General features: G+C 71.8%; 8 protein-coding genes and 1 pseudogene. 5 read left to right on the top strand and 4 right to left on the bottom strand.

Going from position 1 to position 14,429, the window contains the following annotated elements; genetic code table 11:
• Positions 1–235: 235 nt before the first annotated feature.
• Positions 236–1,862 (top strand): annotated as a pseudogene (locus AC068Z_RS18240) (ISAzo13 family transposase).
• Positions 1,863–2,674: 812 nt separating this feature from the next.
• Here AC068Z_RS18240 and AC068Z_RS18235 read toward each other — a convergent pair.
• Complete coding sequence (locus AC068Z_RS18235; protein WP_478556329.1) at positions 2,675–3,640, bottom strand: pirin family protein; 966 nt, start codon at positions 3,638–3,640, stop codon at positions 2,675–2,677.
• Between the two features lie 115 nt (positions 3,641–3,755).
• Between AC068Z_RS18235 and AC068Z_RS18230 the strand changes: the two genes are divergently transcribed.
• Positions 3,756–4,247 carry a MarR family winged helix-turn-helix transcriptional regulator gene (locus AC068Z_RS18230; RefSeq protein WP_478556328.1) on the top strand — a complete coding sequence of 164 codons (492 nt, stop codon included), beginning with the start codon at positions 3,756–3,758 and terminating at the stop codon, positions 4,245–4,247.
• The gene (locus AC068Z_RS18225; protein WP_478556326.1) at positions 4,244–4,690 is read left to right on the top strand and encodes a MarR family transcriptional regulator; all 447 of its coding nucleotides are present in this window, start codon (positions 4,244–4,246) and stop codon (positions 4,688–4,690) included. The genes AC068Z_RS18230 and AC068Z_RS18225 overlap by 4 nt, the downstream gene beginning before the upstream one ends.
• Before the next feature lie 56 nt (positions 4,691–4,746).
• On the opposite strand, the gene AC068Z_RS18220 is transcribed toward AC068Z_RS18225, so the two are convergent.
• Positions 4,747–6,135 carry a PepSY-associated TM helix domain-containing protein gene (locus AC068Z_RS18220; protein WP_478556324.1) on the bottom strand — a complete coding sequence of 463 codons (1,389 nt, stop codon included), beginning with the start codon at positions 6,133–6,135 and terminating at the stop codon, positions 4,747–4,749.
• 133 nt (positions 6,136–6,268) lie between these two features.
• On the opposite strand from AC068Z_RS18220, the gene AC068Z_RS18215 reads away from it, so the two are divergent.
• On the top strand, positions 6,269–6,916 hold the full coding sequence (locus tag AC068Z_RS18215) for a peptide deformylase (RefSeq protein ID WP_478556322.1): 648 nt from the start codon (positions 6,269–6,271) through the stop codon (positions 6,914–6,916).
• Positions 6,917–7,073: 157 nt separating this feature from the next.
• Here the strand turns inward: AC068Z_RS18215 and AC068Z_RS18210 are convergent, their stop codons facing one another.
• On the bottom strand, positions 7,074–8,429 hold the full coding sequence (locus tag AC068Z_RS18210; RefSeq protein ID WP_478556320.1) for an alpha/beta hydrolase: 1,356 nt from the start codon (positions 8,427–8,429) through the stop codon (positions 7,074–7,076).
• Between the two features lie 117 nt (positions 8,430–8,546).
• On the opposite strand from AC068Z_RS18210, the gene AC068Z_RS18205 reads away from it, so the two are divergent.
• Positions 8,547–12,875 carry a hypothetical protein gene (locus AC068Z_RS18205; RefSeq protein WP_478556318.1) on the top strand — a complete coding sequence of 1,443 codons (4,329 nt, stop codon included), beginning with the start codon at positions 8,547–8,549 and terminating at the stop codon, positions 12,873–12,875.
• A gap of 2 nt (positions 12,876–12,877) precedes the next feature.
• Here the strand turns inward: AC068Z_RS18205 and AC068Z_RS18200 are convergent, their stop codons facing one another.
• Positions 12,878–14,311 (bottom strand): dihydrolipoyl dehydrogenase family protein, encoded by a 1,434-nt coding sequence (locus tag AC068Z_RS18200; RefSeq protein WP_478556316.1) that lies wholly within the window; start codon positions 14,309–14,311, stop codon positions 12,878–12,880.
• Positions 14,312–14,429: the final 118 nt, after the last annotated feature.

The following is a 14,429-nucleotide window of genomic DNA, read 5'->3' as shown; positions in this document are numbered from 1 at the left end:
CTGTCCGGCCCAAGCACCGAAACCGTCCCGGCCGGGCCCAGGACGGCCACCGGGCCGAAAGAACACCCGTCCCACACCTCGCCACGACGTTCACACACCCCGCAAAACACCATCGACGAAGCAGCAAACGAAGAAGTCAACCACCCCACGACCACGCCGCACAGGTTAAAGATCAAGCTTAGGGCTTGCAGATCATCAAGGTGTTGCTTCTCGCCCCATGGCTCGTTGATGTGGTATGCGCATCCCGGACGCGATCTGCACCCAACTCGCCTTGAAATTCGCGGTGTTGTTCCCACATCTGGATGAGCGGCAGCGACGGCTGCTGATGGCCGCGGAGGCCCGTGTCCTGGGACACGGTGGTGTTCGGGCCGTCGCGCGGGCGGCCTCGGTGAGCGAGACCACGGTCCGCAAGGGCGTGTTCGAGTTGGAGGCCGGCGAGGAACCGCTGGGGCGGGTGCGGCGGCCGGGCGGAGGCCGCAAGAAGGCCGCAGATCTCGATCTGGGGCTGCGGCCGGCTCTGCTCGCGCTGGTCGAGCCGGACGAGCGGGGCGATCCGATGTCGCCGCTGCGGTGGACGGTGAAGTCGAGTCGCACGCTGGCGCGGGAGCTGACCCGGACCGGGCACAAAGTCAGTGCGGACACCGTCGCGGACCTGCTGCGGGAGGAAGGCTTCAGTCTGCAGGCCAACGCCAAGACCGTCGAGGGCAGCCAACATCCGGACCGGGACGCCCAGTTCCGTTATCTCAACGAGCAGGCCCGTGATCACCGGACACCGGCCAGCCGGTGATCAGCGTGGACACCACGAAGAAGGAGCTCGTCGGCGAGTTCAAGAACAACGGACGGCAGTGGTGGCGTGCGGCTGATCCGGTGCAGGTGAACGTCCATGACTTCGCCGACCCGCAGCTGGGCAAAGCCGTCCCGTACGGGATCTACGATCTCGCGGCGGATACCGGCTGGGTCAACGTGGGCACCGATCACGACACCGCCGCGTTCGCAGTGGAATCGATCCGCCGCTGGTGGTGCGGCCAGGGCCGGGCCGCCTACCCGCAGGCGACACGACTGCTCATCACCGTCGACGCAGGCGGCTCGAACGGCTACCGCGCCCGGGCCTGGAAGCTCGAACTCGCCCGTCTCGCCGCCGAAACAGGACTGACGATCACCGTGTGCCACCTGCCGCAGGGCACATCGAAGTGGAACAGGATCGAGCATCGGCTCTTCTCGCACATCACCATGAACTGGCGCGGCCGCCCGCTGACCAGCCATGAAGTCATTGTCCAGTCCATCGCCGCGACCACCACCCGCACCGGACTGCACGTCACGGCCGAGCTGGACACCAACACCTACCCAACCGGAGTCCAGATCGGCGACGCGGAGATGGCAGCCCTGCCACTGACCCGACACGCCTTCCACGGCGACTGGAACTATGCCGTGCACCCCCAGCCGTGCCCCGCCATCCCAGCGCCCCGGGCTCCGCAGAAGCCAGCCCCAGAATGGGACCACGCTCTACTGTCCGATCCCGTCCTGACCGGCATGTCCCGGCAGCAACTGAGCGATCTCACCGACACTTTGGCCCTCGACGGCGATGTCAAGCGCGGCCGCCCGCCCCGGCTCGCCTTCTCCGACCAGGTCTTGGCGGTTGTCCTTCACCTGCGGGTCGCCCTGGCCGCGGAACCCCTCGCGGTGCTGTTCGACAGCAGCCGGACCGCCATGCACCGCACCCTGCTGAAGATCAGGAGGCTGCTCAAGACGCACAGCGTCGTCATCCCGCCAGCGGCCACTCCACCCTCCGCCCTCACAGCCCTCCAGGCTCGGGTTCGAGCCAGACCGGCACCCCCAACAACAAGATCAAGACGACGTGTTAATGATCTGCAAGCCCTTAGGCAGGAATCCGAGGATGGGGTCTGATGCACAACCCCTGACACCACGGAGAGACCCCCGCCGGAACACGCAGACGGGGGTCAACGTCTGTCACGTTTCGTGTCACCAACACCATTGACGCGCCTGGACGGCAAGCCCCCATTGCGGCCGAACGCCCCCGATCTGGACCACATGGACACCAGAAGACAGCTTCGCCTACCTGTGCCAGGTGGGACCCCGGTGCCCCTCGTCAGCACCCCGGACAGCACGCCAACATCCGGACCAGACGCGGACCAACTCGACGTCGCAGCATCCGATTTCGACCTTAACTGCAGGTCAGAGGCGGTTGGACTCATGTACCGCCAGCAGACGAAGAACCTGCTCGTCGCTCTCCGGCGCAGCATCTTTCGGATCGGCCGGAAACGGCGCTACCGACAGACAGCCGTGACATCGGCATCTTGTGGAATCGCAACGAGACCGCAGTGTGATCGACGCCGCCCCTCCGCAGCGCCTGACTCGACCGGCAGCCAGGTCAGCATCGCTCCGGACACCAACGAACCTGCGAACGCCTCCGCAAGCCCGGGAGCTTGAAAAAGGTTCCCTCACCCAAGCCTGACGAGGCGTCAGCAAAGTCAGCATTAGGTCAGCAAGAGTCCTGCCACAACCACCCGCAGGCAGCCACACCGTGGAATCGTCAACCGCACCGGCCTAAGCCAGGCGGCTGCTTGGACGCCTTTCGGCAAGCAGATGGAAGACTATGAGGAGTACCCGACCGCCTTCCACCCTGCAGCCACCAACGTCGAAGCGTTTCCGCAGGTCAGCGCACCCTTCCCCGCGGCTTCAACGGCACCGAGGGCAGTTCCGGTGCGGGCAGCGGAGCCCCGTTGTACCCCTTCACCTCCCCGAACCGTGAGCCTTCCATCCAGTCCTGACGGGCCTGTACGATCTCTTCCTGAGATCGCCCGATCCAGTTCCAGAACATGATCAGTTCCTCCTCGAACGGCTCGCCGCCCAGGAGCATCAGGCTCGCTTCGGATTCGGCGCGGAGGGGGAGTTCGGTGCGGCCGCAGCCGAGGTAGAGCATCGAGCCGGGGAGGACGGGGACCCCGTCCACGTGGGTCTCGCCGGACATGGCGAGGACGGCGTACTCGAAGTCCGGCTCCAGGGGGAGGCGTACGTCCGCGCCGCGGGCGAGGGAGAGGTCGGCGCCGACCAGGGGGGTGTACGTCGTTCCGGGGGAGCTCGCGCCGTCCAGGTCGCCCAGGATCAAGGTGGCCGAAAGGCCGGGCGCGGTGACCACCGGGAGTTCCGCGTGGTGCTCGAAGCGCGGCTCCGTGTGGCGGTCGCTGTCGGGCAGGGCGACCCACAGCTGCGCGCCGTGCAGGAAGCGGGCGTGGGACCTCGGGCTCTCCTCCGAGTGGCTGATCGCCCGGCCCGAGGTCATCAGGCCCAGCTCGCGGGGGCGGATCATCTGCAGGCTGCCGGTCGAGTCGCGGTGCAGCACCTCGCCCTCGTGCAGCCAACTCACCGTCTGCAGACCCATGTGCGGGTGCGGGGGCACCTGCATCCCGGGCTCGTCGGCGATGTCGTCGGGGCCGTAGTGATCGACGAAGCACCAGGCGCCGACCATGCGGCGGCCCAGGTTGGGCAGGAGTCGGCGGACTTCCGATGACTCGCCGAGCTTGACCCTGCGCGGGCTGAGGAGTTCCCGTACGGGCTCCGCCACGACGAAGCCACGGCCGCCGCACACCGCGGGCACGGCCTCGCGATCAAGATTGCTCATGTCGCCCAAACTAGCCGCGTGGCGGCCGTCGCGTCAGTCCATCCCCCCACGGCGGTCGCGGCGCCTCACCCGAAAATAGTAGCCATGTACATAGTAGCCATGTACTCTATCTGTCATGAGTTCGGCATCCGAGGGCGCGACGCCCGGTTTCCTGGTCTGGCGGCTGTCCATGAAGTGGCGGGTCGCGGTCGACCGCGCGGTGGCCCCGCTGGGCCTGACGCACGCTCAGTACGCCCTGGTGGCATCGCTGTACGGCATGCACCGCACCGGAGAGCGCCCCAGCCAGCGGCGCCTGGCCGACCACACCGGACTCGAACCGCTCTACGTCTCCAAGCTCGCCCGCTCCCTGGAGTCCGCCGGGCTCCTGGAGCGCACCCGTGACCCGAAGGATCCGCGCGCCGTCCAGCTGGCGCTCACCGAGACGGGCAGCGAGGTGACCGGGCAGGCCGTCAAGGTCGTCCACGGTCTCCTCCAGCAGCTGCTGGCGCCGCTCGGCGGCCTCGACAGCCCGCGCGCACGGGAGTTCGGCGCCGATCTGGCGACCCTGCTCGACGCACCACTCGATCCGTTCAGCGAGAACACCGAGCCACCCGAGGAGCAGTCATGACCATCACCACCGCACCCGCCGTCGACAGCCGCATGATCGGTCTGGCGCACTACGCCGCCCGTGCCGTCCTGGAGAGCGTCCTCGCCGGCTACGACCTCACCTTCCAGGAGCAGATCACCCTGCGGCTGGCGGTCGTCGCCGAGACACCCGTCGCCCGCGAGGCGATCGTCGAGCAGGTCGTCGGATCGCTCAAGGTCGACGCCGACAGCGCCCGGTCCGTCATAGCGGGACTGACCGAGAAGGGGCTGCTGGACGACGGCGCCTCAAAGCTGCGGGTCACCGACGCCGGCGCGGCGCTGTTCGCCGACTCCGGCGAGGAGATCTCGAAGGTCGCCGCCCGTATCTACGCCGGCATCCCGGCGGAGGACCTGGCCGCCGCCGGGCGGGTGCTGACCCTCGTCACCGAGCGGGCCAACGCCGAACTGGCCGCCCGGGCCGCGTGACAGCACGAAGGCGGCGGACGGGACCCGGGGTCCCGTCCGCCGCCTCCCCGTACCGTCTACGCGGCCGTGCGCTTGCGGCGATGCGCGATCTCGCCGAGCACGATGTCCACGGCCAGGAACGCCAGCAGCGAGATCCCGAGCAGCGGCACGAAGTAGCCGACCACGGCGGCCACCACCGCCAACGGCACCAGGATCTGCGGCGGTACGTGCTGCCAGGCGCCGCGCGCGATCGGGCGGCCGAAGGCGGAGTCCCGGCCGCGCTGCCACCACATCCGGTAGCCCCAGACGATCAGCAGGACGAGGGAGAGCGCGAGCAGCATCAGGGCGATCTGGCTGACCAGTCCGAACAGGATGCCGGTGTGCAGGTCGATGCCCCAGCGGGTGAGCTTGGCGAGTACCGGGTAGTCGCTGAACCGCAGCACGTCGACGACCTGGCCGGTTCCGGGGTCCACGGCCACGGAGTCCTGCTTGGTCGGCCAGCTGCGCTGGATCTGCTTGACCACGTACGCCGATTCCGCGTCCGCGGGCGGCACGATCTCGACCGGGTCACCGAGTCCCTCGGCCCGGGCCGCCGCGAGCACCTTGTCGAGGCCGACCCCGTGCGCCGCGTCCCCGGCGGCGGCGGAGGAGCCGTGCCCGGAGTGCTCGCCGCCCGCGCTCGCCGATATCGACGGGGTGGCCCCGCCGAGCGAGGTGCGCAGTTCGTCGATGTTGGCACCGGCGTACTGCGACCAGGTCAGACCGGTCGCCGACAGGAAGAGGAACCCGGCGGCGGCCCAGGCGCCGACCGTGCCGTGCAGGCCGAGAGTGCGGCGGCGGCCACTGGTGCCGCGCAGCTTGCGGCGGGCCCGGCGCCGGGAGAACCAGAGCACCAGACCGCCGAGGGCGATCACCCACAGCCAGCTCGCGGCGAGTTCACTGTAGAGGCGGCCGCTCTCCCCGAGGTGCAGATCACGGTGGAACTCGTCGATCCAGGTGCGCAGCGGAAGGGCGCCGGTGGAGCCGTACTGTTCGAGCGAGCCGCGCACCTTCGCGGTGTACGGGTCGACGAAGACGGCGAGGGTGTGGGTCTCGTCGACGCCCTTGACGCCGGACAGCAGCACCCTGGTGGTCGCGTCGTCCTCGGGCGAGGGCCGTACGGCGGAGACCGCGCCCTCCGGGTGGGCCTCGCGGGCGGCGGCGACCTGCTCGGAGATCGGCAGCTTCTCGTCGCCGACGGGGACGGTCATCTCGTGCGCGTACACGATCTTCTCGGCCGGGAACGCGGCGGCGTAGAGGAAGCCGGTCGCGGCGGCGACGAGCAGGAAGGGGGCGACGAGCACTCCGGCGTAGAAGTGCAGCCGCAGGACCAGCGGGCGCAGGGGTGCCCAGGTGCGGCGGGCCGGCGCCGGGGCGGCGTCGGTCTGTGGGGCCTCGTCCGGTCTGGTCGAGGGAGCGGTGGACATCGGCGGGCCTCTCCGGGGCTGGGGACGCTTGGTGTGCGGTAGCGGTCCAGTAGTCGGGGCGAACGGCCCCGGAGTTCCCGGCAATTGAAGTGACCTGCGTCACACCCGCAAGGGGGCGTGGCATCCTGACCCGATGGCATCACCGAACGACCACACGCCCCTGACCGACCTGGTCGAACAACTCCTCGCCACCGGCGGCCCGTTGCCGATCGTGGCGGCCGGCGACCCGGTCCTGCGCCGCCGGACCACGCGCTACGACGGCCAGTTGTCCCCCGCCCTGCTGGCCCGCTTCGTCGAGGCGCTCCGGCTGACCATGCACGCGGCGCCCGGGGTCGGTCTCGCGGCTCCGCAGGTCGGCGTGCCGCTGCGGATCGCGGTGATCGAGGATCCGGCGCCGGTCCCGGAGGAGGTACGGCTGGCGCGTGGCCGGGTGCCGCAGCCGTTCCGGGTGCTGGTGAACCCGTCGTACGAAGCCGTCGGTCCCGTGCGTGCCGCCTTCTTCGAGGGCTGTCTGAGCGTGCCCGGCTATCAGGCTGTGGTGGCGCGGGCCGCCGAGGTACGGCTGAGGGGCGAGGACGAGCAAGGGTGTGCCCTCGACGAGGTGTTCACGGGCTGGCCCGCCCGGATCGTGCAGCACGAGACCGACCATCTGGACGGGATGCTCTATCTGGACCGGGCCGAACCACGCTCGCTGTCCTCCAACCCGGCGATGGCCGAACGATGGGCGCAGCCCACGCCTCATCAGGCTGCGGAAGCCCTCGGCTTCGACCTGCCGGACTGAGCGCGAGGTCGACCAGAACCAGGGCACACAGGCTCCCCCCGCGGCGACCGCCACGAGGACCGTGCTGACGGAGAGGTGCCCGAAGAGGCGGACCGCCGTGACGGAGATCGCCGAGACCCTGACGACCCGCGCCGGCGCGTGAGAGCGGTCCGGGATCTCACCGCGCCGCCACCAGCACGATGCCGCTGACCTCGTGCACCCGCCCCGGGTTCACCGGGTCGCCCACGGTGACGCGCCAGGCGCCGGGGGCGGGGAGGGCGAGGCGGGTGGAGTAGGTGCCCTCGCCGCGGTTGCGCAGGGTCCGGCGTGCGCCCACCTCGCCGGTCTCGACGTCCACGGCCGTGGCGGACAGGACCAGCCGGTCGTCGTCGGCCACCACCTCCACAGGGCAGTCACCGCCCTCGGCGACCTCGGGCAGGTCGACACCCAACTCCAGCCCGCCGTCGAGGAACTGTCGTGGATCGCGGGCGGTCAGCACGGCTTCGAGCTGGTTCAGCAGGGCCCGCTCGTTCTGGAGCGCTCCGTGCTTCTGGGCGAAGAAGCGGACGGTGGAGTCGTCCGTCAACTGCGCCGGGAAGCAGGAGAACCGGGGCACCGTGCCGTCCCCGAGGTGATCGGTGCCGTCGAGCTCCCGTCGGCTGTCCAGGCCGTCGGCCGTGAGGAGCGCGGACTGACGGGTGGGCTGCCGGCACCCGCCGAACACGTGCAGGGCGTACCCGTCACCGTCGGCTCGGTCCAACTCGTCGTGGAGATGCAGGGCTTCGGCCACGGATCCCGCGTCCACCCCCGCCACCCGGGCGCGCACCAGATCCGACCGGGACCCGTCGCCGTCGACGACGCAGCGCCAGGTGGGCAGGAGTTGGTACAGCGAGGGCATCGACCGCGCCAGCCGGGTGAACGGCCCGGACATCCGCCCCAGCCGCGGCGCCACCCCCTCGTGCAGCGAGACGAGGGCGTTGACCGACCCCCGGTAGGGCGTCCCGATCGTGATCAGGCCACGGGCGTACGCACTGCCGCCGAGGACGTCCAGGTAGTAGCGGGCGACGAGCCCGCCCATCGAGTGGGCCACGAACACCACCCGCGCCCCGGGGTTGCCGCTCCGCCTGCGCCAGTCCTCCAGCGCGGGCTCCACCCGTTCCGCGAGCCGACGGGCCGTCAGCCGCACCGAGAGCCGCCAGTCGTACGGGAAGGGGAGCAGATTCCCGGACCGCGCGGACAGGCCCAACCGCCGTTCCAGGAAGGTCAGCAGGGTCTCGTAGCCGTCGATCGCCGAGACCCCGGGGAGGATGTGCAGGCCCTTGATCAGGTCCACGGCCTCGACGCCGTCACCCGGATCCGAGTCCCCGAGGCCGGCGGGCAGGGCGAGCCGCCGTATCTCGTCGAGACCGCCCAGGGCGTGCCGTCCGGCGACCGCGAGGGTGTGGTTCCACACCTCGCGCCCGTCCCGCGCCAGGACACTGCCCATGATGCCCGGCAGCACCACGACCAGATCCGTCACCGCAGTGCTGCGCACCGTGTCCCCCCGGGGTTCAAATCGCCGTATTATGCGCCTCGTTGACGGCGCGCCACATGTTACGGCGTCGACGTCGGCGGGGCAGGGAAGCGGGGGACCCACAGTGCGGTGGCGCGTATGACGGACGACGGTCGGTTCGTCCTGGTCGGAGTCGGCGACTACCGGAACGCGAGATGGCCGACGCTGCGCCATGTTCCGGCTAGCGTGAACAAGCTGTTCAGACTGTTCCGTGCGCTGGGCTACGGCCACGACCTGCCCGAGCTCACCGCGGGCGGTGACTGGGCGACGATCACGAACGGGCTCAGGGGCTGGCAGGGGGACGGCACCCGGCTGGTGCTGTACTGGACGGGCCACGGCTGTGTCGACGCGGGTGAGCACTTCCTGATCACGTCCGACTCCCCCGGCAAGCGCCTGCACGATCTGCGGGCGATCACCGCCAGGAACCTGGCCCGTTTCCTCGCCCACCAGGAGTTCCGCGAGGTCCTGATCCTCCTCGACTGCTGCGCGAGCGGCGTCGCGGCGTCCCGGGTCGCCGCCCAGATCTGCGAGGTGCTGGACCACACCAGCGCCTCGGGGCCGGAGCGGCGGTACGCGGTGATCGCCTCCACCCGCGGCTACGACAGCGCCGAGGACGGGGTGTTCGCCGAGGCCCTGGAGCGGGTGGTGCGGCAGGGCCCCGAGGACCGGCGGTGGACCGAGCACGACGAGACGATCCGCTCCGACGAACTCGCCGACGTGATCAGCCGCATCCTGGCGGAGCGCGACGCCGCGACCGCTTACGTAGCGCTCGGCGCGCCCGTGCCCGCGCTCCGCAACCCCCTGCATCCCTCGGCCACCGTGCCGGACGAGGACGTGGAGACCAAGCGGCTGCGCCGGTTGCGGGCGGCGGACGTGGACCGGCACCTCGTGCTCTCCGCCCGGGGGATCGAGGTCGGCGAGACCGGCTGGTACTTCTGCGGCCGACGGCGGCTGATGCGCCGCCTCATCGCCTGGCTGGCGGAGGCGGACCGGGGCCTGTTCGTGGTCACCGGCTCGCCCGGCACGGGGAAGTCCGCCCTGCTCGGCCGGATCGCCACGCTCTCGGTACCGGACCTGCGGACGGTGGCCGAGGCGGAGGGAGCGTTGAACGACACGCCCAACTCCGAGCTGCCGCCGCTCGGTTCGGTCGATCTCGCGCTGTCCTGCCGGAACAAGACACTGGACGACTGCCTGCGCGCGGTCGCCGACGCCCTGGACCTGCCCCTGCGGGGGGACGGCTGGCTCCGCGCGGCTCAAGTCGTGCGGGAGGTCGGTGAACTGGGCCGCCGGGTCACCGTCGTCCTCGACGGCCTGGACGAGGCCAAGCCGGCCGAGGCGGTGCCGATCGCCTCCGACCTGCTCCGCCCGCTGGCCGAACTGCCCGGCGTACGGGTGCTGGTCGGGACGCGACCGCACCGGGCCGGGGGTGCGGCCGTCAGCGCCGACGCCGGTCCGCTGCTCCAGGCGCTGGCCGCCGACGAGACGGTCGTACTCGACGACGAGCCGGAGACCCGGGCCGACCTCGCCGCCTACGCGTTGCGGCGCCTGCACCGGGCCGAGCACTCGCCGCTGCGGAACCGGGAGGACCTCGCCCGCCGCTGGGCCGAGCGGGTCGCCGACGCCAGCGGCGGGATCTTCCTGTACGCGCGGGTCGCCAGCCGCGCCGTCCTCGACGCCCTCGCCCGCTCCGGCGCCGTGGACCGGGATCTACGGCTGGAGACGCTGCTCTCCAGCGGCCTGTCCGCCGTACTGGACGAGGAGTTCGCGCGCTCCCCCGACCCGGAACGCCTGCGTGACCTGCTCCGCCCGCTGGCCTGGGCCGAGGGCGCTGGACTGCCCCGCCGGGACCTGTGGCCGGCCCTGGCCGGGGCGCTCTCCGGCCGGGGCCGCCGCTACCGGGACGAGGACGTCGCCTGGGTCCTGGAGCACGCCGGATTCCACATCGTCGAGTCCGGTGAGTCGGGCCAGACGGTGTACCGGCTCTACCACCAGGCGCTGATCGACCACTTCCGCCGCACCTCGCCACCGGACGCGCACACCCGGATCACCCGCGCCCTGCGCGCGACCGTCCCCGGGCGCGGCCCGGCCGCCTGGGAATCCGCCCACCCCTATCTGCGCCGCCATCTCGCGGCGCACGCCCTGGCCGCGGGACTGCTGCCCGAGGTGATGCGCGACGTCGGCTTCCTCACCTGCGCCGATCCCGCCCGTACGGAAGCCGCCGTGCGCTCCCTGCCGGAACGGTTCACCCTGCCGGTGGCCCGGCTCTACCTGCGGACCGCACACCGGCTGGCCTCGCTCACCCCCGCCGAGCGGCTGCGCACCCTGCACATGACCGCCGCGTTCGGGGAACCCACCGTGACGGCCTGGTTCCGGGGCCACGCCGTCATGCCCGCGACCCTGGAAGCCGCGTCGGCGCCCTCGGACGACTTCAGCGTCGTCCTGCGCGGGCACGCGGGCCCGGTGGTCGCCCTGGCGCCCGTCGACACCGGCGACGACCGGGAGTTGCTCGCCTCGGCGGGCGGGGACACGACCGTACGGCTGTGGGAGCCGGACACGGGCGAGACCCGGATGGTGCTGACCGGCCCGGAGGCGACGGTGACGGCGCTCACCTCGCTCACCGACGCGCGGGGCCGCCGGCTGCTGGTCGCCGCGGCCGGACGTGACCTGCACGTGTGGGACCTCGGCACCGGCGCTCGAGTACGGGTGCTGCACGGGCACACGGACACCGTGCTGACCCTGACGACGGTCCAGGACACGATCGTCTCCGCCGGGGAGGACCGCTCGTTACGGCTGTGGCGCACGGACGACTGGACCGCGTCGGTCCTGACGGGCCATCTGGGCCCGGTGACCGCCGTGACCTCGGGACGCCTGCCCGACGGACGGCGCGTCCTGCTGTCCACGGGCGCCGACTGCACCGTACGCCGCTGGCGGTTGGACGGAGCGAAGGGCCCCGAGGCGGATGGAGTGCTGTACGGGCACACCGGGACCGTGTACGCCCTCGCGTGTCTGGAACCCGCGGAGGGCCGGACGCTCGCGGTGTCGGGCGGGGACGACGGAACCCTGCGGGTCTGGGACGTGGGGCGCCCGGCCCTGGTCCGGGTGCTCCCCGGGAAGGTGCGCGGGGTGCGCTCGCTGGCGCCCTTCACGGCCGCGGGCCGCGGCTTCGTGGCCGCCGCCGGAACGGGGTCCCGCATCACCGTCGTCGATCCGTCCACCGGATCGCTGAGACACACGGTCAGGAACCGTGTGGTCGCCACCACGGATCAGCTTCATTCCCGGGGCGCGCCGAGCCGGCAGGTGGTCGTCTCGTCCCTGCCGGAGGATCCGCAGCCGCTCGCGACGGGCGGTTCGTACGCGCTCGCCCCGCTCACCGCGGGCAGCCGTTCCGGCCTGTTCGCCTCGGCCGGCTGGGACGGCACGGTACGGCTGTGGGACGCGCACCTCGGCGGGACGACCGACGCACCCGACTACGACGGTCTGCGCGCGCGTCGTGTCGTCGCGCTGCAGCATCCCCCGCAGGGCCTGCCCTGGGCGCTGGCGGTGGCGGGCCGGGACGGCGGGGTGTGGCTGACCGACGCCCGCGGAGAGCTGCGGACCGAGCTGTGGCCCGCTCACCGCAAGGTCCGGACGCTGGCCGCGCTGACACCCCCGACCGGGCATCCCGTGGTGGCCCTGGTCGAGGAGGAGCACCGGCACGTCCGTTTCGTCGACGTGGAGACGGCGAAGGAGTTCGGGCCGCCCGAGGGGCTGGTCCCCGCCGTCCTCACCGCGGACAGCGTGACCGACCTGCGCGCCTACACGGCTCCGGGACGGCTCGCGGCTCTGCTCGTGCACTACGAGCTGGCCGGGCCCCGGACCGTCCTGTGGCTGCCCCACAGCAGGACTCGGGTCACGAACCGGCTGGCGGCGGCGCGGACCGGCGTGCCGTTCGAGGACCGGACGGTCGCGGTGGACGACGAAGGGCTGATCTCGGTGCACGGCACCGACGACCATGTCGTGGGCACCGTCCACCGGGAGCGCACGTCCGTGCCGCCCATCGCCGTGCGCACGCCTGTCGGTGCCTGGCAGCTCGCGCTGGTCACCCGCTACGAGACGGGGCACTTCGAGGCCCGGCACGCCATCGAGATCTTCGACCTGGGGCCCGCCGACGCCAAGACGAAGCCGCGCGCCGAGCTCCTCCCGGGCCTCACCCTGAGCCATCTGGCGCGGCTGGAGCGCCCCGACCAGGACCTGATCGTCGCCGCTTGCTCGGACGACACCCTCCGCGTCTGGAACCCCACCCGCCCCGAGCGCGACCCTCTCACCGTCCCGCTGCCGGGCGCGGCCACCGATGTCTCCACCGCCGCGCCCGACCTCGTCTACGTCCTCGTCGAAGAGCACTGGCTGGCCCTCCGGCTGACCGGCCTCGGGCCACTGCTCTCCGCCTGAGCTCAGTTGTCCCGGTACGTCTCCAGCAGCCGCAGCCACACCTCGCTGATCGTGGGGTACGAGGGGACCGCGTGCCACAGGCGGCTGATCGGAACCTCGCCCGCGACCGCGACGGTCGCCGAGTGGATGAGTTCGCCGACGCCGGGGCCGACGAAGGTGACGCCGAGGAGGATCTCGCGTTCCAGGTCGACGACCATGCGGGCGCGGCCCCGGTAGCCCTCGCCGTAGAGGGATGCGCCAGAGACGTGCGCGAGGTCGTAGTCGACCGCGCGGACCCGGTGGCCGGCCTGCTCGGCCTCCGCCAGCGACAGGCCGACGGCCGCCGCCTCGGGGTCGGTGAAGACGACCTGGGGTACGGCCGCGTGGTCGGCCGTCGCCGCGTGGGCGCCCCAAGGGTCCGATTCCAGCAGGGGGACACCGGAGGCGCGGGCGGCGATCGCCGCTCCCGCGATGCGGGCCTGGTACTTGCCCTGGTGGGTCAGCAGCGCCCGGTGGTTGACGTCGCCGACCGCGTAGAGCCAGTCGCTGCCGGTGACGCGCAGACTGTCGTCGACCGGGAGCCAGGAGCCGGGCTCGATGCCGATGACGTCCAGGCCGATGTCGTCGGTGCGCGGGGCGCGGCCGGTGGCGAAGAGGATCTCGTCGGCCTCGATCCGGTCGCCGCCGTCGGTGACGACCACGACCGTGCCGTTCTCACGGGTGACGGACTCCACGGAGGTGCCGGTGCGCACGTCGGCACCGGCCTCGACGAGCGCTTCGGCGACCAGCTCGCCGGCGAAGGGCTCCATCCGGTTCAGCAGCCCCTTGCCGCGCACGAGCAGGGTGACCTGGGAGCCGAGGGCCTGCCAGGCGCAGGCCATCTCGGTGGCGACCACTCCCCCGCCGACCACGACCAGGCGGCCCGGCGCCTCCTTGGCGCTGGTGGCCTCACGGCTGGTCCAGGGCCTGACGTCGGCGAGGCCGGGCAGGTCGGGCAGGACGGCGCGGGTGCCGGTGCACACGGCGACGGCGTGCCGGGCGGTCAGGACCCGCTCACCGCCGTCGGCGCCGGTCACGGTGACCGTGCGGGGGCCGGTGATACGGCCGTGGCCGCGGTAGAGGTCGGCGCCGACGCCCTCCAGCCAGCCGACCTGTCCGTCGTCCTTCCAGTGGGAGGTGTACTCGTCCCGGCGGGCGAGCACCTTGGCCGTGTCGAGGGGCCCCTGCACCGCCTCGGCGAGGCCGGGCAGGCGGCGGGCGTCGGACTGGGCGATGACCGGGCGCAGCAGGGCCTTGCTGGGCATGCACGCCCAGTACGAGCATTCGCCGCCGACCAGCTCGCTCTCCACGACCGCGGTGGAGAGTCCGGCCGCACGGGTGCGGTCGGCCACGTTCTCCCCCACGGGCCCGGCTCCGAGCACTACGACGTCGTACGCGATGGATTCCGATTCCGTCATGGGGTCAGTCTGGTGGGTGGTGTGCGCGGTGGCCACACGGGTACGTGCGCGGATGCGTGACTGTCCGCGTACGGAAATATCTGCCGGTCCGGCCGTGTTGTGGCCGACGGCTTCGCCC

The sequence above is a fragment of the Streptomyces sp. NPDC043726 genome (genome assembly GCF_056436565.1).
The sequence above is the reverse complement of the archived record's forward strand: the minus strand, read 5'-3'. Positions and strand labels throughout refer to the sequence as shown.

What these genes read in the sequence shown, in the direction of transcription:
- AC068Z_RS18225 (WP_478556326.1), top strand. Translation starts at nt 4,244, where the DNA reads ATGACCATCACCACCGCACCCGCCGTCGACAGCCGCATGATCGGTCTG.
- AC068Z_RS18220 (WP_478556324.1), bottom strand. Translation starts at nt 6,135, where the DNA reads ATGTCCACCGCTCCCTCGACCAGACCGGACGAGGCCCCACAGACCGAC.
- AC068Z_RS18200 (WP_478556316.1), bottom strand. Translation starts at nt 14,311, where the DNA reads ATGACGGAATCGGAATCCATCGCGTACGACGTCGTAGTGCTCGGAGCC.
- AC068Z_RS18235 (WP_478556329.1), bottom strand. Translation starts at nt 3,640, where the DNA reads ATGAGCAATCTTGATCGCGAGGCCGTGCCCGCGGTGTGCGGCGGCCGT.
- AC068Z_RS18230 (WP_478556328.1), top strand. Translation starts at nt 3,756, where the DNA reads ATGAGTTCGGCATCCGAGGGCGCGACGCCCGGTTTCCTGGTCTGGCGG.
- AC068Z_RS18215 (WP_478556322.1), top strand. Translation starts at nt 6,269, where the DNA reads ATGGCATCACCGAACGACCACACGCCCCTGACCGACCTGGTCGAACAA.
- AC068Z_RS18205 (WP_478556318.1), top strand. Translation starts at nt 8,547, where the DNA reads ATGACGGACGACGGTCGGTTCGTCCTGGTCGGAGTCGGCGACTACCGG.